Consider the following 26,954-nt stretch of genomic DNA (forward strand, 5'->3'; position numbering starts at 1 on the left):
TTGTGTGATTGCGGCTCTATTGGTTTTAGTTTGCGGTGCACGTCAAGTTGTAGCAAATAATCGTTTACCGCAAACACGCGTTTGCGGTATCAAAAACAATGGCAATGCCCGTGCGCGCCTTTAATCTAAAGTAATGGACACTTTAACTGACAAACGTGAGCAAGCCCGACTGCTGTATGCACAGGGGCTGGGAGTAACCCAGATTGCTCGCCAACTTGACGAAAACCGCGCCACTGTCGCGAGCTGGAAGAAGCGCGACGGTTGGGTGCGTGCCGATATTTTTAGCGACGTAAATTTAGCAATAAAGGCGCGGCTGCTCGCGCTTATCGGCATGGACAAAAAGGGCAATGGTGAATACAAAGAAATTGATGAGCTGATGCGCCAGCTTGAGCGCGTGGCAAAAATCCAAAAATACAACGACAGCGGCAACGGGGCGGACTTAAACCCAAATCTAAAAAAACGCTACAAAGAAGACCGCAAAACGCCTGCTAAAAACTTATTTACCGACGATGAAATCGTATCGCTGGAAGAAGCATTTGTGCGCTTGCTGTATCCGTTTCAGCAAGCGTGGGTTGATGTGTTAAATGGACAAAAAGAAAATGGCAAGCAAAAGCATGCCCCTGCCCGAATTTTTATGATGTTAAAAAGTCGGCAAATCGGAGCAACTTATGTAGTGGCGATTTGGGCGTTGATTAATGCGCTACGCACCAAGAAAAACAAGATCTTTTTGTCAGCGTCGAAGGCGCAGGCATATCAATTTTTGGAGTATGTCAAAAATTTTGTCTTTGAAGTGCTCGGGCGTGAAATAAAAGGCGATCCGCTGGAACTGTCGTTTGAAGATAACACCAAGGTGACGTTTTACTACATGGGGACAAACGCACTGACCGCGCAAGGGCGGCATGGCGATGTCATCATGGATGAGTTTTTCTGGATTCGTAAATTTGATGAGTTTCGCGGTGTGGCATCGGGCATGGCATCGCAGTCGCAGTATCAGCAAATTTATTTATCTACACCCAGCTCAATTTTGCACCAAGCCTACGCGTATTGGTCAGGTAAAGACGGGGTCGGTACGCAGGACATCGATGTCAGCCACGCAACGCTTAAAAAACCAACGTTATGTGCCGATGGAAAGTGGCGGCAAATGGTGACAGTCAAAGATGCGATCAAGGGCGGCTTTGACAAGCTTGACCTTGAGCAGCTTGCCAAGGAATACACGCCCGACCGTTTTGACAATTTGTTCATGTGCGTGTTTTTGGACGATAGCAGCAGTTATTTTCCGTTATCGATCCTTGAGCCGAATATGATTGACAGTTGGCAGGTGTGGAAGGATTTTAAGCCGCTAGGCAGTCGCCCGTTTGCACGCCCCGTATGGGTTGGCTATGACCCGTCGTTTTCAGGCGATAATCCTGCCTTGGCCGTTATCGCACCGCCCGACAACGTCAATCAGCCCTACCGATTGCTTGAGCGTAAACACCTCGATCACATGCCCCCCATGCAGCAGGCGCAGTATATTCAGCAGATTTGCCAGCGGTATCAGGTAGCGTTCTTGGGCATTGACGTGACAGGTGCAGGGATTGCGGTGGCGGAGCACGTCAAGGCATTTTACCCAAATTACACGGCAATTAACTATAGCATTGATGTCAAAACAAGGATGGCGTTACGCGCTAAAGAGCTATTCCAGCGGCGTAAGCTGCATTTTGACGCAGGGCTAACGGACGTTGCCAAGGCGTTTATCGCTATTAAACAACAAGTGACGAGCGGCGGCGGACGCATGACGTTGGTGGCAGCACGCTCGAAAGAGACGGGGCATAGTGATGTGGCATGGGCAATCATGAACGCACTAGAAGCCGCCCCACTCGCTTCAACCGAAACCCCTGCCGCGACCCAATCACGTGTCGCGGTGCACCGCTAAGGATAAACGATGCACAATTTTTTGATGACTAGCTTCGGCGAACCCGAGCCCGTGCTAGATGGTCGCAAACTATTTGAGTATGATTTTTGCCCACGCATGGGGGACTACTACGAGTATCCCTACGACATTGCCGCTGTAGCAAGCCTGTACCGCGCGACCAGCCACCACACCAGTGCGCTGGTGACCAAGCGCAATGTTTTAACGAGTTTGTTTATCCCAAATGACCGCCTAAGCCGCCGCGACTTTGAGTCCCTCGTACAAAACTGGCTGGTGTTTAACAACGGCTATCTGCAATTACAACGCAGCCAAGGTGGCAACGTCATCAAAGCGCGTGCGAGACTGGCACGCACCACGCGACGGGGGGTGGATGATGGCGTGTATTATCACGTCGATTATACTGCTACGCCCCTGTCGTACCGACAAGACGAGGTGGTACACGTGTATAATCCCGACATTCAGCAAGAAATGTACGGCATCCCAGATTATCTAAGCAGCGTCAATGCGATTTTGCTCAACGAAGCGGCGACGCTATTCCGTCGCAAATACTACAAAAACGGGGCGCACGCAGGCTATATTTTGTATTTAAGCGATCCTCTCAGCACGCAAAACGACGTAGACGAGCTCGAGCAGGCGGTGCGCGATAGCAAAGGCGCAGGGAATTTTAAAAACTTGTTTATGTACGTGCCAAACGGCAAGCCCGACGGTGTCAAAGTCATTCCGCTTGCCGAAGTTGCCGCAAAAGACGAGTTTCACAACATCAAAATCGCCAGCCGCGATGATCAATTGGCAGGGCATCGTGTACCACCGCAACTAATGGGCATCGTACCTAACAACACGGCAGGATTTGGCGATATCAAAAAAGCTGCTGAGGTGTTTTACTGGCATGAGATTCACCCAATCAAAACCTTGCTGCTTGACATCAACGAAGCAGCAGGGGATGAACTGATAAAATTTGGCGAATATTCTCTGACTGCGATTAGCAATTAACGATTAGCAATTAAAAAGTTAAAACGTGTCGCAGCCGACACGTTTTTGACTGGCTGCCGCTTGGCAGTAGAGTTATAGTAGCTCCGACAGCGGCTGAAAACGCTGTAAAATCAAGGAGCTAACACGATGAAAACCTACAAATCAACGACCCGTCAAGAAGTGCTGTACATCAACAAAAACAGCGTTCAGCTTGCAACCGACCAAGGCATACCGCTGGCGATCACAAACTTACAAATCGCGCCCGACAGCCCACATTACATTTTTGTACAAGGCAAAGACTACGCTTACAAAGCGCGCTACCTAACGCGCTTAATTATCAACGCAGGCATCGAAGCACTAAACCAAGCCACAAAATCAGATTTTGCATAATCGCATAAACAAATAGAGCAAAGCCCCAACCGTACGTTGGGGCTTTGCTCTAGGCTCTATACAAACAATCGAAGCTAATCGTTGGCTGAACAAAAAAAACATCGTCAAAATTGACGATGTTTTTTTGTTTTAAACTTTTGGTTATAAGCATTCGCAGACCAAGGTCTCCAGCTCATCATAGTCCATTGCCGTGTAGGTGTTGGTCAATTCCTCGTCTTCGCCTTCATAAACGCTGATATAGACAATATCGGGGCGTACTTTTATCACAATATAAAACTGGGGCTTGGTAATAGTCACAGTGCTGTCGCTGTGTTCGACGTGTAAAGTATCGGCGTGGCGGTAAACAATAGCAGCGGTATGCGCAAGTGTAAACATAATCATTTCCTCGTGTTGGCCCGTTTCAGTCAGGTGTCGTTATCAACGAGAACAGTATCGCTCTACACGCAAGCAGTAGCAAGTCAATGAGCGAATAGAATAATGTCCAGCGCGACATCAAGACTCAAGCCACAATAAAAACAAACGCGTAAATCGGCTGGATCGTGTGTAGACGTCGGCCGCTCCCTCCCGCGCGGACGCGATATACATAAAAACGTGATTTTTATGCATCAAAAATTGAGCCAACGGTCGCAACAATAAGGGTTTGGGTAAAAATGCGGTGATGCAAAACGTTGCTGCTTGAGGCAATAAAAACTTACGCAAAATTGGATGAAAATTGAAGCTGTTCTCACGATCAGCAGCAAAAAAGGTTACAAGGTAACAAAATCGGATGATTTCACTTAAACTTTTGTTTATATTGAACTTATTTTGCAACTTTCGGGAGGTCACAAAAAGTTGCAAAAAAGGTTACATAAAAATAAACCTATAAAAATCAAAGATTTAATTTGTTGAGCAAGTAACCTTTTTAAAAAGTTACATGCAACCTTAAAATCACTTTTTTGTAACCTTTTTATTTTAAGTTTTTTATCATTAATATCAATTACTTAAATAAATTTTTCTGAGCCTGTAACCTTTGTAACCTTTTTATTTTGCTGTTTGAAAATTTTACAAACCCCTAAAACAACATTAATATGCGCCTAGCTTCCAAACTGTTTCAGCTACTCTATATAAATAATTTGCATGGGCTAGCCGTGGGCTGGGTCAATGAAATCATAAATATATCAAGTAGTTGATTAAAATAAGATTTTTCAGCGGAAACAGTTTTGATTTATATGGGTTTTTGAGTTCGAATCTCTCCGCTTCCGCCATATTCAAAATGGCTGAAACCTATATGCAGCAAGGGTTTCAGCCTTTTTTTATTGGGCGATATTTATGCCCGTGGGCTGGGTCGTGGGCTAGCGGTTTTGCTGGATTTGGGCGCGATGCCTTGAAAATAAAGGCTTGGCGGTGGTTTTACGTCAAGCCTTTTGTGTTTTTGCCGTGGGCTAGGATTGGTTAAAAACTTGACACGGTATAACTTTATGCCAAAGTTCGGTGATTGACAAATATTGCCATCTGTGTGAAATTGCTATTATTTTAGCTAAATATAAGCTGGTTTAGTTTAGGCTATTGATGATGACAACTGCACAATTTTATAACGAAGCTGACACACGCCGTCTTTTGATTGATCCACAACTAGCCCGTAAAGGTTGGACAAAAGGTCATAACTACTTGGTTGAATATCAAATCACCGATGGCAAAATCACTGTTAAAGGTAAAAAGACCCAACGTGACAAACCCTTGCGAGCCGACCATGTGCTTTATACTGATCATATGAGCCAAATGCTTGCCGTCATTGAAGCCAAGCACACCTTTGACTTCCTCCCCTCACTTTAGGGAGGGGAGGAAGTCAATTAGAGAACCTGACATGACCCCGATTATCCAATCGCTGCTTGATACAGATTTGTACAAATTCACCATGCTGCAAGTGCTGCTGCACAAGTATCCGCAAACCCACAGCGTATACTTGTTTCGCTGCCGTAACCTTGATGAGGCGGCGTATCCGCTGGCGGAATTGCTTGATGATGTCAATGCCGAGTTGGACGCACTGTGTACGCTACGCTTTACTGCCGATGAGTTGCAGTATTTGCGCGGTTTGCGTTTTATCAAAAGTGATTTTGTCGATTATTTAGAATTGTTTGAGCTCAAACGCCGTTTTATCGTCGCGTCGATTGATGCATCAGGACGGCTTGATATCCGTATCGAAGGTCCGATGATTCAGGCGATGATGTTTGAGATCTATGTCTTAGCCATTGTCAATGAGTTGTATTTTCGCAGGCTTGACCAAGCGGCAGCATTGGCAGAAGGCGAGCGGCGACTGGCGGCTAAAATCACGCTGCTCAAAGGCTACCGTACGCGCATGCAGGACAATGACGTACCGTTTTTGTTGTCGGATTTTGGTACACGGCGGCGTTATAGCTTTGCTTGGCAGCGGCATGTCATTGAACGGCTAAAAGAAGTGCCTGAGATTTTTCGCGGTACCAGCAATGTGTATTTTGCCAAAACGTTGGGGCTAACACCAATTGGCACGATGGCGCATGAGTTTTTGCAGGCATTTCAGGCACTTGATGTACGCTTACGCAATTTTCAAAAGGCGGCGTTAGAAGCGTGGGTGCAAGAATATCGTGGCGATTTGGGCATTGCCTTGACCGATGTTGTCGGCATGGACGCATTTTTGCGCGATTTTGATTTGTATTTTGCCAAGCTGTTTGACGGCTTGCGCCATGACAGCGGCGATCCATATGTGTGGGGTGATAAGGCGTATCAGCATTACAAACGGCTTAAAATCAATCCAAAAACCAAGATGCTTAACTTTAGCGACGGCTTGACGCTTGAGTCGGCATGGGATTTGTACGAATATTTTAACGACCGTTTTCAGCTGGGGTTTGGTATTGGCACGCATCTGACCAATGACATGGGGCAAACACCGCTCAATATCGTGCTAAAACTGGTTGAATGCAATGGGCAATCGGTGGCAAAAATTTCTGATAGCCCTGGTAAAACCATGACCGATAATGACACGTTTTTGGCTTACTTGCGGCAGGTGTTTGATATTCAATGAACTTGATTTTATTGCCTGCTGATTGTGCCGATACGGTGACATTAACCGATCGTGCGCTCGTGCAGCATTTGGATGGCGTGCTGCGCGCAGCGGTTGGGCAGACGCTCAAAGTTGGTAAATTAGGCGGTCGCATCGGGCAGGCGCGTATTGCTGCGCTTACTGCTGATACGGTGACCCTTACGGATATCGCTTGTCTAACCGCGCCACCACCCAAACTTAATTTGACGGTAGTGCTGGCATTGCCGCGCCCCAAGGTATTGCGGCGGTTGGTGTTGGATATGACCGCAATGGGCGTGCAAACGTTGTACTTGGTCAATAGTTATCGCAGCGAAAAAAGCTACTGGCAGTCGCCACTTGTGTGCCAAATCGATGACTATGTGCGTGAGGGCATGCAGCAGGCGTGCGACACCGTGCCGATGGCGGTGCATTTGCGTACGCGCCTTAAACCTTTTGTAGAAGATGAATTGCCCGCGCTGCTTGCTGGTAAACAAGGCTTGATTGCTCACCCGTATGCTGCTGCTACATTGCATGAACAGCTACCGACAGCTGAGCCAATGATTTTGGCGATTGGGGCAGAAGGCGGTTGGATCGATTATGAAGTGGCGTTGTTTGCCGCACAGGGTTTTATGCCCGTCAGCCTTGGGACGCGGATTTTACGCACCGAAAACGCTGTGAGCGTGCTGTGTGGGCAATTTTTGCTTCACTCACACCCATCCGCTGCCGGCCTTATGGCACAAAATCATCGATGATGGTTTTGCCATCGGTTTGTGTGGGCGGTGGTGCGTTATCAATCAAGCGCACTTGCGTTGCCACGCGCCGCTCGTGATGACTGTCTAAACAATCTAAAATCATCGCCAATTGCTGATAGGTCGCATCTTGGTGCTGTTTTGCCAATGCCTGCCCTTGCCTACCTGCCATCGCGGCGGCGTCGGGACGCGCTAACCAGTCGGCCAATATCGTGCTTAGCGCAGGTGCGTCGGCGGCTTGTTGCAATGCGCCAACGTCGTGCAGTTTATCGACAATCGCTTGACACGCCTGTGTGTACTGTCCCATAATAATGGGTTTTGCCACCACAGCCGCTTCAATCGGATTGTGCCCACCGATATCAACCCATGACCCACCGACCAGTGCAATATCCGCCAGTGCATACCACACACCAAGCTCGCCCATGCTATCTGCCAAATACACGCTATCTTGTGGGCTTGGGGCGACGTGTTGGCTACGGCGCGGCACGGCATTGCCTGTTTGTTTGGCAAAAAATTCTGCCACCGCATCAAATCGCTCAGGATGGCGCGGCACAACAATCAGCAACACAGCACGCGCATTGGGCAAGGCTTGCACAGCCTGCCAAATCAGTGCTTCTTCACCTGCGTGGGTGCTAGCCGCAACAATAACGCGCCGCGGTGCAAGTTGCCAATCTTCTTGCAAACGCATGGCACGGCGAATCATCAGCGGATTGGTTTTACTTGACCATTTGAGTGAACTAGCAACGCGGATTTTGTCACTGGTCGCGCCCAACTGGCGAAAACGCTTGGCGGAATCTTCGTCCTGCGCGATGATCAGCGTCAAATTATCCATCATGCTTCGGCTGGTACGTTTGGCACGCTGATAGCCGTGAAACGACTTATCCGACAGCCGTGCATTGACCAAAATACTGGCAATCTGCTGCTGGTTAAGCTTTGCCAGTGTCGTCGCCCACAGCTCGGTCTCGACAAATAACGCCGCCACAGGCTTGACATGCGCCAAAAATCGCTCAATGACCGCCGCGTTATCAACAGGGACAAAACTTTGGTACACCGTACCTGCCGTTAAATCATCGCCAAACAACTGTCCAACACGCGCATACCCCGTTTGGGTGGTGTTAGTGATCCATAGCGCGTAGCCTGCCGCTAGCAAGCCTTGCAAAATTGGCTCAACCGTATTGGTCTCACCCAATGACACTGCGTGGCACCAAATCAGTGGGCGCGTGGTGCGCACTGCTGCATAGTCTTTACCAAACCGCTCGCCAATCTCGCGGGTGGGCGCACGCTTAAGGTACAGCTTGGCGCGGTACAACGGCGCAAGCACGCGCATAGCAACACGGTATAACGTTGGCACAGCGGTCATGGGTATAAACCTTTTAAAAGCATTATTGACCTGACAAACACCAACATACTTACTTGCCGACGTTTGCCAAACCGCGCCATTGTAAAAAATCAAACCTAAAATAGCAACCGTTTCGCCTCATCGTGCTTCAGCACACCGCCAACAAAAAAACCCATCACCGTTGGGCAATGAGGTTTGGCAGCAAGACGCTGGCTACGCTTAGGCTTGTTCAGTCCAGCGTTTTTGTGATTCTTTGATCACTTGTTTGGCTTCTTCGATATCGCCCCAATGCTCAACCTTGGTCGTGCCTGCTTTTTTTAGGTCTTTGTAGTGGTTGAAGTGGAACTCGATTTGCTTGATCAACTGCGCAGGCAAATCTGCCAAGGTGCTGATGGCGTTGCCGTTGTTGCGATCATCGGCAGGTACCACGACGATTTTGTCATCCACTTCGCCATCATCGACAAACTTCATCACACCGATGACTTTGCCTTCCATAACCACGCCTGTGGGTAGTGGGTCTTGGGTGATGATCAGCGCGTCAAGCTCGTCACCGTCTTCATCTAGTGTCTGTGGAATAAAGCCGTAATTGGTCGGCTTGGCAAACAGTTTTGGCTCGACACGATCAAGCTGCAACACACCTAGTTTGCGGTTCCATTCAATTTTGTTGCATGAGCCTGCAGGAATCTCTACCACCACGTTAATCACGCCGCCATCAACGTCGCCTGCGTCTAAAATTTGGTTAAAGTCTGCCATGATGCGTCCTTTTTGTTGGGTTAAAATGGCTAAAATCAGCCTAAATGATCAAACTCACCAGCCTGTGGTGAAAGCTGCCCATAGCCTACCGCAAAATCCTGTGCTTGCCAACTGCTATCTTGCGCGCGCGTTATTCGTTTTTGGCATTTAATCGGCTGCATCAAGCTTTGTCGAAGTTTACCAGAAAATCATCGCTCAGCAAAAGCAAATTTCTGTGGAAATTGGCATTCATCAAACACGGGACATTTAGCGCATTGTGGGGCGCGCGCTTTGCAAGTATAGCGCCCGTGCAAAATCAAGTAATGGTGCGCATCTAACATGTAAACATTTGGGATACGCGCCACCAAGCCATCTTCAACGGCGCGTACCGTTTTGCCTGTTGCCAGTCCTGTGCGATTGCCTACACGAAAAATATGCGTATCCACCGCCATGGTCGGCTGCCCAAACGCGGTATTGAGCACCACGTTGGCGGTTTTGCGCCCCACGCCTGCCAAACTTTCTAAATCAGCACGGTTATCGGGCACTTGACCGCCAAATTTATCCAGCAAATCTTGACAGGTTTTGATGATGTTGCGCGCTTTGGCATTGTATAGCCCGATGGTTTTGATGTAATCCTTGAGCGTATCTTCACCCAAAGCCAAGATGGCTTGCGGCGTGTTGGCAACGGCGTATAGCTTGCGTGTGGCGTGATTGACGCTGACATCGGTAGCTTGCGCGGATAAAATCACCGCAATCAGTAGTTCAAAATGGCTGTGGTATTCAAGCTCGGTTTCAGGCTTGCCAATGGCGGCAGATAGTTTAGCAAAAAACGTCGGCACGCAGGCATCGGGCATACGTGGTGATGACGGTGTTTGCGCGGTTTTGTGCGTGATACGCGTCGGTTTGGTGGCTGATTGATTGGGCATGGCGGCGGTATGTTGTTTGGTCAAGGGCTCGTTGCGTTAGCGGATTGTAATGCCGCAAGTTCTGCCATGAGGCACTCAAGCTCGGCTTGTTTGGCAGGATTGGCGCGCGCGGCAAGCTGTTTTTGCAGTTTTTTGATTTGGGTACGCAGTTTTGCCGCCTCGATGGTGGTTTTGGCTTGGTTGGCGCTGATCTGCACTTTGCTGTCGTTGAGTTTAGCTTGTACCATGCTGACGACAGGTTGAGCGTTTTGTTGATCATTGACTTGGCGTTCAACGCGGCGCAAATGCGCATGATAACGCGCGCGTAAATCCGCTTGTTGGGCAGGGCGCTTGGCAGCAGGCGTGGGCGCGACGGGATATAAGTCAATACAATCCACAGGACATGGCGGCAAACACAGCTCGCAGCCTGTGCACCAATCGGCAAAAATCGTGTGCATTTGCTTGCCGCTACCGATGATAGCATCCACAGGGCACGCGGTGATGCATTTGGTGCAGCCAATGCAGTCATCTTCACGGATGATGGCGCGTATCTCGCTTGGGCGGTCGCTGACTGGGTCGGTTGCCCATTTTGATGGTTTGGCAGGTAAGCTTGGTTTGTTGAGCAACGCAGCAATGGTATCGGCAACAGGCTGTCCGCCAGGTACGCACTGGTTGTAAGGTTCGTCATGGAGCACAATGGCGGTGGCATATGGCAAACAGCCATCGGCGTGCCCACACAAGCCACATTGGGTTTGTGGCAAGGCAGCATCAATCGCGGCAATTTGCGTTTGGGTGGCAATGTCTTGCGCATTTAATTGCAAACGCGCAAATAGCACAGGCAAGCGGTCAAACTCTACAGGCATAAAATGGGTAATACGAAGCGGTTTAATGACAAATCAAACCGTAAATTATACGGTTAAATCGCCAATTTTTAAACCGTCACACGATTTGGCAAATCTAACAATCACTTACTGGCTAAATTGTTGGTTAAACTGCTGCTTTAGCTGCTCAATGATAAACCGTGAAATCGTGCCTTTGACAGGTAACAGCGGACTATCAGCGGTTGGTATGGCATCATCTTGTGTGTTGAGCGTTGCCAAGTTAAAAAACCGCGCATCGGTCAGCTCGCGGGTGTCCCACACGATATCGCCGCTAACAAAGTCTGCTGCAAAGCCTACCATCAAGTTACTGGGGTATGCCCACGGCTGGCTAGTCAGGTAGCGCAAATTTGCCACCGTCATGCCGACTTCCTCATGCACCTCACGCACCGCGCATTGCTCAAGCGTTTCGCCAATTTCAACAAATCCTGCCAACAAGCTATACATGCCTGACTGCTGCGCGCGGTGGTGCTGTGCCAGCAAGATATGCGGTGCGCCGTCTATCGTACGCAACACAGCAGTGATGGTGCATGGCTGAATACGGGGGTATTGCCGATAGCGACAATTTGGGCAGATCGCTGCCGCCGATGCGTGATTGGTCTGCGTCGGAGTGCCACAGCGGCTGCAAAATTTATGCTCATCTTGCCAGCGCAATAGCTGACGCGCTTTGGTCAAAAGCTGAGCGGTATCGCTACCAACGCGCGCGATCAAATCGCGCAGCGGTGTGACACTCACAGCCAAACCCAACGCAGCAAAATCTAAGCCAAGATCCGCACGGCGAATGACCCAAACGCTCCATGTTTGACCTTGTTCAGCCCAATCACCAACGTATAAGCCATACGCCTGCCAATCTGTGGTTTTTGCCGCCAACTGCTCCAAATCATCGGGCGAAAACAGCACCGCGTCCGTTTGTTCGGCAAAATTGTCGCCATCGTTAATCAACCAGCGTAAGTTTGGTGGGTTTTGTGACATCATGCCCTATGCTGCCATCAATTCGCGCAGGCTGTTTTGCCCTACTTTAACCGCGTGTGGGCTGGCTGGCTTGTGCGCTTCTAGGCTCTCTAAATAGTAATCTGCCGCCATGATAACATCTGCCATACGTGCCAAACGCTCAGGACTGGTAGTGCCTATACGCTGTAGGACAGCGTCAGAATGTTCAGCGCCGCGTTTGAGCATTTTGGCGGTTTGTGGTAGGTTTAGGAACTGACACGCGCCTGCCACTTGGCGCAGCAACGCAGGCACGTTTGCCAAATGGGTGATATCAGATTCGGCAGCAGCAAGATAATCGTTGAACGCGGTTTCGATAGCAGCAATCGAGGCGCGGCTTTCTTTGATTAAGGTGCTATAGGCCGTATCAAGCTGGTGCAAAGAGATATCTTTGTTGTATAGCGGCATCAGCGACGCTCCTGGCGTATGACTTTTTGCCAGTTCGATCGAGGCGTTTTCAGCCACCATGAGGCTTGCTAGTAGGTTGTCGTAATCTTCAGGGCTTGCCTGTGTCCAGCCTTTGACGGCATCACGTTGGGCAGCCAATGCGTCACTGGCTGCAGGCAAATTAAGCATTTTAAAAACCAAATGTAAGCTGTCAAGCCGCTCGGCCATCTCATTTAAGGCTTGCTCGGGTGCGTTGAGGTTTTGCTCGCGCGTGTAGGTGTCACTGGCGGTTTTGATAGCTTCAATTTCTTGTTGGATCAAGCTGTTGAGCGTGTCGGTAACCTCAAAATTTGGCCCCAACAAAAACCGCCGCATATCAGCAAGCTGGGTCTCGCTTACCGTATTGCCACGCGCTTTTTGCTGCACGGCTTTGGCTAAATCGCCATCGCGCAAGCTGGCAAACTGCACCAAATCGGCAAATCGTGCATCATTGACGGGCAAATAGTCATGAAATTGCTGCTCGGCAAAAATCAACGCGCGTTTTTGCACCTTGTTTAGTGGCAAGGTCTGTGCCAAATCGGTGACACTTGCCGCCACCGCTTGCCAAAACAAGCTTGCCGTATGCTGGGCGATCAAGGTACACGCCGCTTGCATGGCAGCCAATTTTTGTAAATCCTCAGGATTGGTTGGTGGCTGTTTGGCGGTTAGTGCCACGCTCAAGCCTGCGCGATACGCGGTAGCAAGCTTGCCAATATCCTGCCCATTGATAGGGATGTCACGCAATGATTGAAAATTTTGCTCAGGGTTGGCAATCGCCAGACTACTGCTTTTGCTGTCGCTCAAATCGTCCAATGCCAACGCATGCTGCCCGACAACCTCACGCAGTTGGTTAATAATCGGCAGCAGCAGCGCAGGCGCGATAGTCTGCTTAAGCAGCACAAACTCCACATACCGCCCCAACAGCATCATGCCTTCTGACACGTGCATCATCAAATCATCGTCGGCGTTGTCGTGCTCATCGTACAGTTGCGCAAAGCCATCAGCAAGCGTACTTGCCAATACCGCAGCTTCTTCAAGGTTGATCAAACGAAATACTTGCGTCAGTTGGCGCAGCGTATCCACCGAATCCATCAGCGCGGCAAACTGCTCACTGTCATCATTAAACTGGTTTAAATGACGCTCGCCGTCGTTTAAAATACCGCTGATTTCGCTACGCAGCAGATGCAGCGACGGTAAATCAAAGTTACTGGCAGATGCGTTAGGGATTACATTGGCAGTTGGCATGGTTATTTCCTAAACAATGATCAATTATATAACGTTTGAATATATCAAAACTACTAAATGCCACCAGTATAAGACAGTTTAACCAAACTCGCAGCACTTTATACAAAAATTTATGCAAATTACTTTGCGCCACGTGCGTACCGCCTAGCTTTTTTTTGGCAGAATTTTTTGGCACAATAGCACCGACAGGCGCATAAACTCGCCGAATTTTTATTTTTTTAATTTAGCTTATTAAAAATTTTTAAAAATAGGTTGAAAGCTAAAACCAGCGCAACGTGGCAGCCGTTGTTTAGTTTAAAAAAACCTTACCCAATCATGAATGACCAAAATAATACCGAAAAATCCACCCATGCCAAGCACCGCGCCTTAGCCAAGCAAATTTTTCAGCAGGTATCGCCGTCCAATCGGCCACCGCTTGTGGCTTTATCCCTTCACCAGCCACACAAGCCAGCCATCAAAACCAGCAAGCCTAAACCAGCGGACGATGATGACAATGTTTTGACTGAAGATGATATCGAGCAGTTGACCCAGCAAGGCTTTGATGAAGCGTCTATCGAGGCGGTCGCGCAGGCGGTTGATAAGCAGCTTAGCAGCAATGCCAACGAAGACGAGGATGAGGACGAGGACAAAAAAGACGAGCCGACCAACACCGAGCGCGACACATCGCCCACTTCTAGCGATCAACCAACCGCCAAGCATGCGCTGTCACGCGAAGATATTGAACAAGATATCAATACCGAGGTCACAAAGCAACTTAAGGCGCAGCAAGAAGAACAGTACGAGGCGTTTAAGCAGTTTCTTGCCAAAAAACACAGCGAACAGGTGATTGACTACCGCCAAGTGCGCCTAAATATCGAATCGGGCGCATTGCCAACACGCATGTTTTATTTGCTCAATGGCTTGGCGGCGGTGATTGCAGGCTTTGGTTTGCTGGCAAACTCACCTGCCGTGGTTATCGGCGCGATGTTGGTTGCCATGCTGATGGGGCCGATCAGCGGTATTGCGTTGGCGATTATTGATGCGCGCTTTGCCTTGCTCAAAAAATCGTTGTTTACACTTGCGACAGGTGGCTTGTTGATTTATGCCATCGGTATGGTGCTGGGCTGGCTGCACCCTGAGCAGGCATTGAGCCAAGAGATCATATCACGCACCGCACCCAACACAATGGATGTGGTGGTAGCACTGGCAGGGGGGACGGCAGGTGCGTACGCGATGATCTCGCCTAACTTGCCTGTGGCGGTGGTTGGCGTTGCGGTGGCGACTGCGTTGGTACCGCCTTTGACGGCAAGCGGTATTTTGCTGGCGACGGGGCAATATCGATTGGCGTTGGGCGCGTTGGTTTTGACACTAACCAACATTTTGGCGATTCAGTTTACCAATGCGTTGGTGTTGTGGGTGGCAGGCTTTCGCAGGCTGGATGTGGATGAAGAACAAGACGAGAAAGCCAAAGGTTCTAAATGGCGGCAAACGTTGTTGTTTATTCGACGCAATGCTGTGTCTTTGACGTTGCTGATTATTATTAGTATGTATTTAGCGATGAATTTTCAGCAAAAAATGCGCCAACAAAACTATGAAGCGGCGGTCAGAAACATCATCGAACAAGGCATTGCCGACCAGCCCAACTATGTGGTTAGTACCAGTTTTGATATCAGCGAAAAAAAAGCAGGCTTAAGCCAAACACCTGATGACCCAACCGATACAACGCCAACCCCTGCCGTCAAACCGTATCTGATTCGGGTAGTACTGCAAGGCTTGGTGCCACCAAGCTACCAAGATGTGCGCGATATGGAGCAGCAGATCATCGCGCTAAGCCATGAGCGCTACCCCAAACGTCCGCCTGCTAAATTACAGGTGCGTTTTGTGCCTGAGCAGGTCATCGAAACCACGCCTGTCACCAAAGATGATATTAAGCTTGACCCTGCCTCGCTCAATCAGCTTAAAGACAATAAGCAGTAGTAATTGTGTACCCTCACCAATGCTCGGGCAAGGCATCGTACTGACCGCGCTGCATCTCAAGCCATGCGCGATGCGCCGCCTCGGTAGCAGCGTTGGCAGTATAACGCTTGACAGGCAGATTAAAACGCTGATGGTTGCCCGTACCGCCGCCGATTTCCTCATCAATTGCCAACGCAACCTGTCCGCCCGTCATCGCCAAATACACTTCGGCTAAAATCTCGGCATCCAGCAACGCGCCGTGAAAGGTACGATCTTGCTTGCCAACATCTAGGCGTTTGACCAGTGCATCAAGCGAATTACGCTGCCCTGCGTACATTTGCTTGGCAATGGCAAGGCTATCGACCACCGCCACACGTTCGTTGATACTTGGCAGACCCATGCGCTCAAACTCAGCTTGCAAAAAGTTCATATCAAAGCTGGCGTTGTGCGCGATGACTTCTGCGCCTTGGATAAAGTCAAAAATCGCCTGCCCTACCTGCGCAAATGTCGGCATACCGTCCAAAAACTCAGAATAAATGCCGTGCACGTTGATAACAGCCTCCTCCATCGCGCGCTGTGGGTTGATATACACGTGCAGTTTTTCGCCCGTAAAGCGGCGGTTGATCAGCTCAATGATACCAACCTCAACGATACGATCACCGTTTTGCGGATCAGTGCCTGTGGTTTCGGTATCCAAAATCAGCTGACGGTTGTCGCGGCGGCTGTTTTTGGCAATGGGCAATAAAGGCACAAAGGTTGGATTGGGCGCGTTGGTGATGCCATCAAACGTTGGGCGACGCGCCTGCAACGCATCATCTTGTGCCACAAATACGCCTTGGGCATCGACAAATGCCGACATATCCGCCGCTTGTGCTGCTGTTACTGGCAATGGCGACGCAGTCGGTGGTTGCGGTTGATTGAGCGCGGCGTGATGGTTGTCACCAGATGTGCCATCGGGTAGATCATCATAGGCAGCATTTAACGCTTGCCAGTCATCGGCAGTCATCGCGCTGCCTGTGTCGGCTGTGCGGTTTGATTGGGTAGGTTGGGTAAATTGGCTGGTTGGCATCATGGCTGGCTGGTTTGGTGATAAATGAGACGTGGGCTGACTGATGGACGCAGGATGAACGATTTTATTAAAGGTGTGTGGCAAACGGTCAATGCCTTGATTGGCAAGACGGTCGGCGTATTCATTGCCCACCTGCCCTGCATGGCCTTTGACCCAACGCCAACTCACCTGCCGCCCGCGGCGCAAGGTATCAAGCTGTTGCCACAGCTCGACATTTTTGACATTGCGCCAGTTTTTGGCTTTCCAGCCGTTGATCCATTGGGTAATGCCATCTAGCACGTATTTAGAATCCGCCCACAACTCAAGCGGCACATCGTTTGGGGTATGCTGCAAAGCGGCGATGACGGCTTGTAGCTCCATGCGATTGTTGGTGGTGGCAGTATCGCCGCCGCAAATATCGATTTGCTCGCCTGTGGGTAAGATAATCACCGCACCATAGCCGCCTGCCGCGCCACCTGCAACTTTGCCATTACCGCGACATGCACCGTCGGTGTAGGCTAAAACCTGCTGCGCTAATGGTGGTAAGATAGGATAAAACACACGACTAAAGGTTGTTTTTGGCAAGCTTGATATTCCGCTAAACTGGGCAAAATTTAAATAAACCGTGATGATCAACGCCGCTCACGTCATGTAGCCAATTTGATAACACTTTTTGGGTGATCAAATACGCTTGCTAGCCGTTTCAGATAAACTAGCCGTTTCAGATAAACATGACAATCAGCGTTATCATCGCAGCTAAAACTTGAGCAAATTTAGGCGATTATAGCAAAATTTGCCTAAACCAACAAATGCCGCCAAAACTGCCATAAGCCGCGTTATAATAGTGCGCTCTTTTATCGCTATTTTTATGTGACAAAACCTATCATGACCTTATCAGTTGTCGCTTATTGTGCGCGTGCGCGTGTTGGCGCCAAAGCCTTGCTCTTGGGTGGTGTGCTTGCTACACTTTGTCCCCTAAGCGCGTGCCAGCCATCTGACCCACCAAACCGCACATCCAATAGCAAGGCACAAGCGCAAGATACGTTGGTTGGCTGCTACACCGTCAGCCACGATGAACCTGCCCAAATCAAAATCAGCCGCAATGGCACGGGCTATCAGATGCAAATGCGCCGCTTTAATGACCCGACGCAAGGCTGGGATAATCCTGAACCGCTAGAAACACTGGCGCCTGATAACGCCGAATTAACGCGCTATTTTGACATCAAGGCAGATGAGCAGCGTTATTTGCAAGCGGTGCTCGCGCGCCCTGACCGCGTACTGGTTTTGGCAAAAATCACCGACAGCTTTGCGCGGCTCAATCCGCAGTTTGACAGCAGCTATTTGGCGTATATTTATCGCGGTAGCAACACCATCTATCACGTGGCGTGCGAAGGCGCCGATATCAAAACCGTTTAACAAAAAATCAAATCAGGTGACACATGGGCTTTTTAAATTGGTTAATGCTTGGTGTGGTGGCATACGGCTGCGGTGTGGCCCTGCGTTTTTATGGCTATGAGCAGCGCGGACGCACACTGCACCAACAAGCGCGTATCGGTTGGCTAGCGGTGTTTTTTGCCGCGGCGTGTGTGGTGTTTACCGCTATCAATTTTTGGCTGTTTAAAAAGCCGTTTGACGCGCTGTTTGTCGGTTTTTCAAGTCTGGTTGCCACGGGTGTGTTTTATGTCGGTATGACGCAAGATGCTGGCGGCAAGATGGATTTACCCGATTAACGGCTTAAATAAGCACAAAACTGAATGCAAAACATGGATTATACACCAGATTTTCAATGTATATTAGCCAAAAATGCTAAGCGTCTTGGGCAGGCGGTGCCGCTGTACTTACTCGCGCCTTCAGGCTTTAGCATAGAGGCACAACGCAATGAACGCGCGCTTGCACGGCTGATTGATGCAGGGTTTTATGTCATCAATCCGCAGGTGGTGATGCGGCGGTATCAGCGTTTTGCAGGGCGTGATGATGAACGACTGGCGGATTTACGCGTCTTGCTTACCATGACGGTGGCAGAGTTGCCCAAAATTGTGCTCAGCGTGCGCGGCGGCTATGGCGCAATGCGGCTGCTAGATGGCTTGACGGCGGATGAATGGCGCGCGCTTGCAACAAAACTGGCGGCACGTGGTACGCTGGTGGTGGGTTTTAGCGATCTGACAGCCATTGAGCTGGCATTGCTGGCGCATGGTGGGTTGCCAACGGTGGCAGGTGTGATGCTCAGCGGCGATATTGGCGCACCTGTGCCCAGTGCTTTTACCATGCAGCATTTTGTTGATTTGTGTCAAGGTGTGCCGCTGGATGTGCGCATTGATACGCCGCAGCCGCATGTGGTGCATGGTGCAAATACCGCGATCACAGGCACGCTGTGGGGCGGTAATTTGACGGTGCTGTCGGCACTGGTCGGTACGCCGTATTTGCCACAAATTGACGGTGGTATTTTGCTGCTCGAGGATGTCGGTGAGCAGCCGTATCGCCTAGAGCGCATGTTGCAAACCTTGCGCCTAAGCGGTGTGTTGGCGCGTCAGCAGGCGTTACTGCTTGGGCAGTTTAGTATGGGCAAACTGACCGACGCGTACGCGCAAGACTACGATTTGGCGGCGGTGGTGGCATATTTGCATGCACAAACGGGCTTACCGATTTATACCGATTTTCCGTTTGGGCATGTGCCAAGTCGGGTGAGCGTGCCACTTGGTGTGACCCTGACGCTAACGGCGGTGCAAGGCGGTGCAGCTGGCTATCGCGCCCAATGCGCGCCGTATTTTGGTTTGCAAGATGAGCGATTTGCCGAACGGTTGGATTTTTCCAAGCTATTTGGCTAAATTTTGCAAGTCTCTAATTTGTATCAAAAACTGATTAAAAAATCCGCTGATGATCGACAGGCTTGGCTATTTTGGCAATCTGTGCGTCCACATTTTCGGCAATTTGGCGATAATACGGCGCAAATTCATCTTGCGCTACCACTGATGGCGTGCCTGCGTCCATGTGCTCACGAATACCTGCCGCCAACGGCAACTGCCCCAACAACGGCACACCATAACGCGCTGCCATGTCCGCGCCGCCGCCTTGCCCAAAAATCGCCTCGGTATGCCCGCATTGGCTACAAACGTGTAGCGCCATGTTCTCCACAATCCCCAGCACGGGAATTTGGGTTTTGTTAAATAGCTCCACGCCTTTTTGCGCATCCAGCAACGCGATGTGCTGCGGTGTGGTCACAATCACCGCGCCTGTCACAGGAATACGCTGCGCAAGCGTCAGCTGAATATCGCCTGTGCCTGGGGGCATATCTATCAGCAGATAATCCAGCTGTGGCCAGTTGGTTTGCCCAAATAGCTGCATGAGCGCGCCCGTCGCTTTGGCTGCCCGCCATGCAATCGGGGTGGTATCATCCGTCAAAAGGCTACCAATCGACAACATGGCAAGTCCGTGCGCCTCAATCGGTACGAATTGTTCGTTCTCAAGCTGTGGCTGCACGCCTGCCACACCAAGCATGGCAGGCACACTGGGGCCATAAATATCGGCATCCAATATGCCAACGCGCTTACCAAGTTGTTGTAATGCCAAGGCAAGATTGACCGTGGTGGTGGATTTGCCAACACCGCCTTTGCCTGAGGCAACCACAACGATATGCCGAATGCGTGGATGGGGCGCAAGGTCGGCTTGGGTGGGCGCGCGTTTGGTGATCGGGGCTTCGGGCGCAGCATTGGTCGTCGGTGGCAAAGCGGTTGGCTGCGCTGTATTTTGTGGTTGGCTTGCCGATGACGCGGCAGATTTGGGTTTTAAAAAGTTAAACATAATGCCCTTTGCCTTGTGAATGATTGAGCCAATCAATGTTTTGGCTGACAAGTCGTGTTGGTGCAACACAAAAATTTGGTTTAGCGTGGGTGTTGTTTCAGTGGTTATAAGCAGATTGCACCAAAAACTGGCTTATTTGCCCAATATCAGCGTTACATGACGTTTATTGGATCTTGTTTCAATGGCTTGTGCTGAGTTTTACAGACTAAAATTTTCTTACCGCCAAATTTTGCCCCATTTAAACCGCCTCAGCTGCTAAACAGGTAAAAAATCAAGGCAGCAAAAAAACCGATTTTAGGCTATCATAACGGGTCACAAACAAACGCAGCAACAACAGGTGACTTGTGAGAAAAATTTTAGTAACCAGCGCACTCCCCTACGCCAACGGCCCCATTCATTTAGGGCATTTGGTTGAATACATCCAAACCGATATTTGGGTACGCGCTATGCGTGCTTTGGGGCATAGCGTGCATTATGTTTGCGCCGATGATGCGCACGGCACCGCGATTATGCTCAAGGCACAAGCCAACAACGTCACGCCCGAAGCTTTGATTGCCGAGGTCAAAGCCGACCATGAGCGCGATTTTGCTGGATTTTTGGTCGGGTTTGATAATTATTACTCCACCCATAGCCCCGAAAACCGCCACTACAGCGAGTTGATTTATAAACGCTTGCGCGATGCAGGACATATTTCAACCAGTGAGGTTGAGCAGCTGTATGACAACGAAGTGGGCTTGTTTTTGGCAGACCGTTTTGTCAAGGGTGAATGCCCACAATGCCATGCCAAAGACCAATATGGCGATAACTGTGAGGTTTGCGGCACAACCTACCAAGCCACCGAATTGATTGCGCCGTATTCAACGCTTTCAGGCAGCACGCCTGTGCTCAAGTCCTCAACGCATTATTTTTTTAATCTGCCTGATTTTGAAGCATTTTTGCAAGATTGGACGCGCCAAAAAGGTCGCTTGCAATCCTCAATCGCCAACAAGCTGCAAGAATGGTTTGACGCAGGGTTGGCACGTTGGGACATCAGCCGCGATGCGCCCTATTTTGGTTTTCAAATTCCTGACACCGAAGATAAGTATTTTTATGTGTGGCTTGATGCGCCTGTCGGCTACATGGCAAGTTTTGCCAACCTGTGCGCGCGCAAGGGGCTAAGTTTTGATGAGTTTTGGGCAAAAGAAGCTGCCGAGCACAGCGAAGTGCATCACTTTATCGGTAAAGATATCGTGTATTTTCACGCGCTGTTTTGGCCCGCCATGCTTGAGGGCGCAGGCTTTCGCACCCCAACCACCATCAACGCGCATGGCTTTTTGATGGTCAATGGCGAAAAAATGAGCAAATCGCGCGGTACGTTTATCAAGGCAGCAACCTACCTTGAACATCTTAATCCTGAATATCTGCGCTACTATTTTGCCAGCAAGTTGTCGGCAACGGTCGAGGATATCAACCTTGATTTGCTAGATTTTATGCAAAAAGTTAATGCCGATTTGGTCGGTAAAGTCGTCAACATCGCCAGCCGTAGCGCAGGTTTTATTGTCAAAAATCATGGCGGCAAACTGGCGGACACGTTGGCAGAGCCTGCGCTTGTCCAATCCGTCATTGACGCAGGCGATGAGATTGCACGCGCGTACGAGGCACGCGAGTTTAGCCGCGCCATGCGTTTGATTATGGCGTGTGCCGACCAAGCCAATGCTTATATTGATGACAAAAAACCGTGGGCACTCAACAAAATCGATGGCAACCAAGCCGAGGTGCAGGCGATTTGCACCGTCGCACTCAATATTTTCCGCCAGTTGATGGTGTATCTTGCGCCCGTATTGCCGACGCTTACCGCCAAAGCACAGGCGTTTTTAAACATCGAATCGCTAGACTTTGCTAGCCGCCATACACCACTATTGGGGCATGCCATTAACCGCTTTGAACCGCTCATGCAGCGTATCGAACAAACGCAAATTGACGCGATGATTGAGGCATCCAAGCAAGATTTGGTCGCCGTTGCCACACCACAAGCCGATGCCAAAACCCAAGCAACAACCAACCAATCTGCCAACTCAACCGAGGACACAGCCGATAGCATCGGTATTGAGGATTTTGCCAAAGTCGAGATGAAGGTCGCCAAGGTGTTGGCGTGCGATTATGTGGAAGGTGCAGACAAGCTGCTGCGCTTTACGCTGGATGTGGGTGAAAACACGCCGCGCAACGTGTTTAGCGGTATTCGCGCGTTTTATACGCCCGAAGCACTGGTCGGTAAAAAGGTGATTTGCATCACCAACCTTGCCCCACGCAAGATGAAGTTTGGTGTATCACAAGGCATGATTTTATCAGCAGGCGAGCCCAAAACAGGCTTGACGCTCATCACCCTACCCGATGAAGCAAAGGTTGGTGACAAACTGGCTTAACTGGCTTAAACAGGCACAACTACCAAGCAAGGCGCAATACATATGGCGCCTTGTTTACGGGTTTACGGGTTTATGGGTTATTGGTCGCAAGATTTATTGATTTTAACAATTTTAATGATTAAAAAAATCAGTGACGGAATAAATTTAAAATGATCGTCAAAACAATGCTGAGCACCAACATACTAACAAACGGCGCATAGACGCGCACATTTTTGTTTGATGACTCATAGCGCACATCACCTGGTAAGTGCCCAAACCAACCCAATGCATTAGGAAATAGCCACATCACAAGTCCTACCAACAACAGCACCGCGCCAACTACCAAAAATATTTTTGCCATTTTATGCTTACTTTAATCAATCATCTGCTTATGATGGTGTTGTCATCAGATTTATTAGCTTCATTGTAGGCAAGTTGTGTTCAATGATTTGTTATTTAAACGGTGTAGTCATTTAAAATTTTTTTACAGTTTTGTGGATTTTGTGTCGGTTTTTTCATTTTTTTGTCATCTTGGTATATTACACTACCGCCGTTTTTGATCGGTAATTTTCAATCTTTTTATTTTTAATCGGTCAATGACTACCGTTTATCAAAAAATCTTGGGCAACAAAACACAGCTTATCAAAAATTTCAATCGTATGACCAAAGTTTTTATTTAACAAAACTTTGGCTTTTTATTGGATGATAGATTTTGGCAAACTGGGTGTTGAGCAGCGACTATGAACACATCGGGCTTTGGTTTTTCAAGTTTAGCGTCACGGGTACTAACAATTTTGTTGCTAGTGTTTTTGATCACACTGGCGATTGTGTATTTTGTCATTGAGCAACGCGCCAAGCCTGAGGTAACCAATCTGGCATCTAAGGCGGTCATCGCAACGGGTGATGAAGCGGTCAATGGCATCATGGCGGATCTGGTACAGATTGATAGCCTATCAGATGCCGCTGCACGCTTAAGTGAAAGCCTGCCCAAAGACGCCACGCTGATCAATACAAGTATTGGACATTTGTTTGCCACCACCGAAGACCGCGTGATTGGTGGGGGTTTGTGGTACGATCCGACAATGTACCGTGCCGATGCCGAAGAACAAGCCTTTGCATGGCGGCGTGACAAAAACGGTGCAATGCAGCCCAACCCCACGTATGCCAATATCAACCCTGCCCGCGGTGCCAAAAGCGCGGTCAATGTGCTTGGGCTGACCAATGGCAACATCGCAACGCCCTCCGCCGCCAACGGTGAGTCTGCCCAAATGGCAACGCCGTATTATCGTGACTGGTGGTATGTGCCTGCCATGTACGCCAACCATGACCACTGCGTATGGAGCCGTGCGTATATCCAAGCAGACAGCAAATTGCCGATGGTGACCTGTGCGCGCGCGATTTTTAACCCCAACACCCAAGGTTTTGAGGGTGTGTTGAGCTTTGATGTATTGCTTGAAAACCTGCAAGCCACCGTCAAAAAATGGCAAGACAAAACGGGCGGCTATGCGTTTTTGGTCGATATGAACAACAACTTTTTGACCTTTCCTGATGAGTCACTGGTCAAACAAGTCACCCAAGCCAATCCGCAAGGCGAGATGATGGATGTCAGCAGTTTTGCGCAAAAACACCCCAACTTCACACCAATTGCCCAAAGCCTTGAGCGCATCAACACTCAGCTGATTGATAAAGCCAAAAAGATGGATACAGGGCGGTTTGAGCACATTTCAAACAACATCGTCAGTAGCACCAACTTGCAGCGCACCACACAAAAAGAAGCCGATATCCTAACCGCGCTGTTGTTCACCAATGCGCAAGAAGACATTGATTTAAGCCAAGAGCATTTTGTCGAGCGCGTCGCATTGGATGATGATTTGTTGCTCAATCAGCCCTCAACGGCGTTTGTGTTCTCCATGCCGTTTATCAACTGGAAAATGGTTATTGTCAAGCCCAACAGCGAGCTTGTGGCATTTGCCAACGATTTGGGGCGGCAATTGTTCTGGTGGATTTTGCTGAGTATCATTCCGATTATGGCACTTAGCTGGTATTTGGTACGCCGTTTTGCCACCAATCCGCTACGCCGCGTGGCAACCGAAGTCGATGAAATGGGTGAATTGATTGAGCGTAAACGCTACACCGAGCTTACCAAACACCAACTGCCTGAAGAAAATGTCAGTGAAATCAACACGATTTCTCGCGCGATGAACAATTTGATTCATCGCGTGGTCGAAAACGAGGGCGCACTGGCGGTAGCGTATGCCGATTTGGAAGCGGCCAACGAGGGCTTGGAGCAAAAAGTCGCCGAGCGTACCGAAGACCTACAGCTTGCCCTCAAAGAGCTCAAAGCCTCACAGGTGCAACTGGTGCAGTCTGAAAAAATGGCAACGCTGGGTCAGATGGTGGCAGGTGTGGCGCATGAAGTCAATACACCGCTGGGCTATGTGCGCAGTAACTTAGATTTGATTGGCGATAACCTATCGCGCTATGATGAATTGGTCGCCAGCACATTCGCGCTCAAAGCGCTGATGGCAGACGATGCCGCCAACCACGACGATGTAGAAGCTGCGCTGAGCACAACTTTAGACATCAGTGACGACATCGTCAATGACCAAGTGGCAGATGACCTCAATGGCTTGATTGATGATGCCAAATTTGGAGTAGAGCAAATCTCTGAATTGGTGGTCAATTTGCGCGATTTTTCACGTCTTGACCAAGCCAAGGTCAAAGAAATCAATATCAATGACTGCGTACAAAGCTCACTGACGATCGCGCGTAACAACATCAAGTACCTAGAGGTGACCACCGATTTACAAGCCACCACGCCGATTAGCTGCAACCCGTCACAAATCAACCAAGTGCTGTTAAACCTGTTTAACAACGCCGCGCAAGCCATGCCAGACGGTCATCAAGGCAAAATTCATGTCAAAACTTATGAAAGCACAGATGACGTGTTTGTGGATGTGGCGGACAACGGCACGGGCATGCCGCCTGAGGTGATCGCCAAGATTTTCGAACCGTTTTTTACCACCAAAGCGGCAGGCGAAGGCACAGGGTTGGGCTTAGCGATTTCTACCCAGATCATGGAGCAGCACGGTGGTGCGCTGAGTGTTGAGTCTGAGGTAGGCAAAGGCACGTGCTTTACCCTGCGCCTGCCCAAGCAGCGTGCTGCCACCCAAAACACCACGCCTACTGGTCAAGCCAAGCTGTTGATTAGCGAATAGTCGCGCTTGTATCTTGTTTTTAAATCGAAGGTTAAAGGCTGACATTTGACCTTCGATTCATTTTTTAGCCGATTAACCCCGAGGAAGTTATGGATACCAAACCTAAGATTGCGTTTATTGATGATGAAGAGCGTATTTTGCGCAGCTTGCGGATGCACTTTCGTGATACCCATGACGTGTTTATCACCACCGACCCCGACCAGCTGCTTGAATACCTAAAAAATAACGACGTGCAAGTGGTGGTTAGCGACCAGCGCATGCCACAAAAGCTTGGCGTTGAGGTGCTCAAAGATGTCAAAGAAGTGTCGCCGCATACCGTGCGTATCTTGCTGACAGGCTATGCTGATTTAAACGCGGTGGTCAATTCCATCAATGAAGGCGAGATTTACCGCTACATCACCAAGCCGTGGCAAACCGACCAGCTCAAGCATACCATCAACCAAGCTACCGACATCGCGCTACAAACCAAGTCGGTGTTTAGTGAGCAGCCACAGGTAACTTACCAAGACGTCAGTAACCGCCATGTGTTGGTGCTTGATGACCATGAAGCGGTATATCAGCAGATGCAAAACGCGTTTGGACAATATAACATCCAATGGGCAAACTCACTAGACAAGGCGCAAGAGCTGCTTGATAAAACCAAGTTTGGCGTAATGATCAGCGATGTGTCATTGGGTGGTGAAAATATCGCACCGATTATCTATTCGCTCAAACAAAACTACCCCGATTTGGCGATTTTGGTTTTGACTGAGTTTAAAGACGCGCACACGCTGATTGATTTGATTAACAAAGGGCAAGTGTATCGCTATCTGCCGCGCCCGACCAATTTGGCATTGTTACAGCTAAGTATCCAGCGCGCGTTTGAGCACCATGAGCAGTTGGTTGCCCAGCCCAAGCTACAAATGCGCCATCAAGTTGCCGAGGTCAGCGAAACCGAAAAACGTAGCTTTTCAGATAAGGTCAAAGGCTTTTTATCACGTTTTCGCGGTAAAAAAACCCAAACCGTGTAAG

Annotated in this window: 23 protein-coding genes and 1 pseudogene; 13 read left to right on the top strand and 11 right to left on the bottom strand. The window is 49.4% G+C overall.

The features are described 5' to 3' along the window. Positions 1 to 133 precede the first annotated feature (133 nt). From MA2_RS03075 to MA2_RS03085, 3 genes are all read left to right on the top strand, one after another. Entirely contained in the window at positions 134 to 1,912 is a 1,779-nt protein-coding gene (locus MA2_RS03075; RefSeq protein ID WP_067056381.1) for a terminase large subunit domain-containing protein, read from the top strand. A gap of 9 nt (positions 1,913 to 1,921) precedes the next feature. Further along, a complete protein-coding gene (locus MA2_RS03080) occupies positions 1,922 to 2,899 on the top strand; it encodes a phage portal protein (protein WP_067056384.1) in 978 nt (325 codons plus the stop codon). Positions 2,900 to 3,025: 126 nt separating this feature from the next. Beyond that, positions 3,026 to 3,268, top strand: a complete 243-nt coding sequence (locus MA2_RS03085) for a hypothetical protein (protein WP_067056387.1) — start codon at positions 3,026 to 3,028, stop codon at positions 3,266 to 3,268. A gap of 141 nt (positions 3,269 to 3,409) precedes the next feature. On the opposite strand, the gene MA2_RS03090 is transcribed toward MA2_RS03085, so the two are convergent. Further along, entirely contained in the window at positions 3,410 to 3,643 is a 234-nt protein-coding gene (locus MA2_RS03090) for a hypothetical protein (protein WP_143821811.1), read from the bottom strand. 1,176 nt (positions 3,644 to 4,819) lie between these two features. Between MA2_RS03090 and MA2_RS03105 the strand changes: the two genes are divergently transcribed. Genes MA2_RS03105 through MA2_RS03115 form a run of 3 tightly spaced genes read left to right on the top strand, consistent with a single transcriptional unit; the run spans position 4,820 to position 7,054 of the window. Beyond that, the gene (locus tag MA2_RS03105; protein ID WP_143821810.1) at positions 4,820 to 5,080 is read left to right on the top strand and encodes a hypothetical protein; all 261 of its coding nucleotides are present in this window, start codon (positions 4,820 to 4,822) and stop codon (positions 5,078 to 5,080) included. 31 nt (positions 5,081 to 5,111) lie between these two features. Continuing rightward, positions 5,112 to 6,305: a nicotinate phosphoribosyltransferase gene (gene pncB, locus MA2_RS03110; protein ID WP_067056401.1), complete on the top strand. Its 1,194-nt coding sequence runs from the start codon at positions 5,112 to 5,114 to the stop codon at positions 6,303 to 6,305. After that, the gene (locus MA2_RS03115) at positions 6,302 to 7,054 is read left to right on the top strand and encodes a 16S rRNA (uracil(1498)-N(3))-methyltransferase (protein ID WP_067056403.1); all 753 of its coding nucleotides are present in this window, start codon (positions 6,302 to 6,304) and stop codon (positions 7,052 to 7,054) included. Before pncB ends, MA2_RS03115 begins: the two co-directional genes overlap by 4 nt. On the opposite strand, the gene MA2_RS03120 is transcribed toward MA2_RS03115, so the two are convergent. The 7 genes from MA2_RS03120 to MA2_RS03145 form a co-directional block, all read right to left on the bottom strand. Beyond that, the gene (locus tag MA2_RS03120) at positions 7,032 to 8,411 is read right to left on the bottom strand and encodes a 3-deoxy-D-manno-octulosonic acid transferase (RefSeq protein ID WP_067056406.1); all 1,380 of its coding nucleotides are present in this window, start codon (positions 8,409 to 8,411) and stop codon (positions 7,032 to 7,034) included. The two genes, MA2_RS03115 and MA2_RS03120, sit on opposite strands and share 23 nt — an antisense overlap. A 198-nt stretch (positions 8,412 to 8,609) precedes the next feature. Further along, positions 8,610 to 9,143, bottom strand: a complete 534-nt coding sequence (locus MA2_RS03125; protein ID WP_067056409.1) for an inorganic diphosphatase — start codon at positions 9,141 to 9,143, stop codon at positions 8,610 to 8,612. Positions 9,144 to 9,178: 35 nt separating this feature from the next. Beyond that, positions 9,179 to 9,304 (bottom strand): hypothetical protein, encoded by a 126-nt coding sequence (locus MA2_RS11410; protein WP_255246905.1) that lies wholly within the window; start codon positions 9,302 to 9,304, stop codon positions 9,179 to 9,181. A 27-nt stretch (positions 9,305 to 9,331) separates the two neighbouring features. Beyond that, complete coding sequence (gene nth / locus MA2_RS03130) at positions 9,332 to 9,976, bottom strand: endonuclease III (protein ID WP_079352138.1); 645 nt, start codon at positions 9,974 to 9,976, stop codon at positions 9,332 to 9,334. A gap of 92 nt (positions 9,977 to 10,068) precedes the next feature. Continuing rightward, positions 10,069 to 10,890 (bottom strand): RnfABCDGE type electron transport complex subunit B, encoded by an 822-nt coding sequence (locus MA2_RS03135; RefSeq protein ID WP_067056411.1) that lies wholly within the window; start codon positions 10,888 to 10,890, stop codon positions 10,069 to 10,071. 105 nt (positions 10,891 to 10,995) lie between these two features. Continuing rightward, positions 10,996 to 11,880 (bottom strand): NAD(+) diphosphatase, encoded by an 885-nt coding sequence (gene nudC, locus MA2_RS03140; RefSeq protein WP_067056413.1) that lies wholly within the window; start codon positions 11,878 to 11,880, stop codon positions 10,996 to 10,998. A gap of 3 nt (positions 11,881 to 11,883) precedes the next feature. Continuing rightward, entirely contained in the window at positions 11,884 to 13,563 is a 1,680-nt protein-coding gene (locus tag MA2_RS03145; RefSeq protein ID WP_067056415.1) for a hypothetical protein, read from the bottom strand. 315 nt (positions 13,564 to 13,878) lie between these two features. Between MA2_RS03145 and MA2_RS03150 the strand changes: the two genes are divergently transcribed. Next, positions 13,879 to 15,519, top strand: coding sequence for a DUF389 domain-containing protein (locus tag MA2_RS03150; RefSeq protein WP_079352137.1), 1,641 nt, complete (start codon positions 13,879 to 13,881; stop codon positions 15,517 to 15,519). Between the two features lie 13 nt (positions 15,520 to 15,532). On the opposite strand, the gene dnaQ is transcribed toward MA2_RS03150, so the two are convergent. Next, a complete protein-coding gene (dnaQ, locus tag MA2_RS11415) occupies positions 15,533 to 17,131 on the bottom strand; it encodes a DNA polymerase III subunit epsilon (RefSeq protein WP_245945311.1) in 1,599 nt (532 codons plus the stop codon). A gap of 300 nt (positions 17,132 to 17,431) precedes the next feature. Between dnaQ and MA2_RS03160 the strand changes: the two genes are divergently transcribed. From MA2_RS03160 to MA2_RS03170, 3 genes are read left to right on the top strand one after another with little or no spacing between them, the layout of a single operon-like run. Then, positions 17,432 to 17,962 (top strand): hypothetical protein, encoded by a 531-nt coding sequence (locus MA2_RS03160; RefSeq protein WP_067056425.1) that lies wholly within the window; start codon positions 17,432 to 17,434, stop codon positions 17,960 to 17,962. Between the two features lie 23 nt (positions 17,963 to 17,985). After that, positions 17,986 to 18,276 (top strand): hypothetical protein, encoded by a 291-nt coding sequence (locus MA2_RS03165; protein WP_067056428.1) that lies wholly within the window; start codon positions 17,986 to 17,988, stop codon positions 18,274 to 18,276. 33 nt (positions 18,277 to 18,309) lie between these two features. Next, positions 18,310 to 19,371: an LD-carboxypeptidase gene (locus tag MA2_RS03170; protein WP_158080601.1), complete on the top strand. Its 1,062-nt coding sequence runs from the start codon at positions 18,310 to 18,312 to the stop codon at positions 19,369 to 19,371. 34 nt (positions 19,372 to 19,405) lie between these two features. Here MA2_RS03170 and apbC read toward each other — a convergent pair. Further along, a pseudogene (gene apbC, locus MA2_RS03175) lies at positions 19,406 to 20,305 on the bottom strand (iron-sulfur cluster carrier protein ApbC); the annotation flags it as partial. A 383-nt stretch (positions 20,306 to 20,688) separates the two neighbouring features. On the opposite strand from apbC, the gene metG reads away from it, so the two are divergent. Next, positions 20,689 to 22,746 (top strand): methionine--tRNA ligase, encoded by a 2,058-nt coding sequence (metG, locus tag MA2_RS03180; protein ID WP_067056440.1) that lies wholly within the window; start codon positions 20,689 to 20,691, stop codon positions 22,744 to 22,746. 127 nt (positions 22,747 to 22,873) lie between these two features. Here the strand turns inward: metG and MA2_RS03185 are convergent, their stop codons facing one another. After that, complete coding sequence (locus MA2_RS03185; RefSeq protein WP_067056443.1) at positions 22,874 to 23,086, bottom strand: DUF2905 domain-containing protein; 213 nt, start codon at positions 23,084 to 23,086, stop codon at positions 22,874 to 22,876. 379 nt (positions 23,087 to 23,465) lie between these two features. Between MA2_RS03185 and MA2_RS03190 the strand changes: the two genes are divergently transcribed. Then, entirely contained in the window at positions 23,466 to 25,943 is a 2,478-nt protein-coding gene (locus MA2_RS03190; RefSeq protein WP_079352120.1) for a sensor histidine kinase, read from the top strand. An 89-nt stretch (positions 25,944 to 26,032) separates the two neighbouring features. Beyond that, positions 26,033 to 26,953 (top strand): response regulator, encoded by a 921-nt coding sequence (locus tag MA2_RS03195; RefSeq protein WP_067056446.1) that lies wholly within the window; start codon positions 26,033 to 26,035, stop codon positions 26,951 to 26,953. Position 26,954: the final 1 nt, after the last annotated feature.

This window comes from Moraxella atlantae NBRC 14588 (assembly GCF_001591265.1).
Taxonomy (GTDB): Bacteria; Pseudomonadota; Gammaproteobacteria; order Pseudomonadales; family Moraxellaceae; genus Faucicola; species Faucicola atlantae.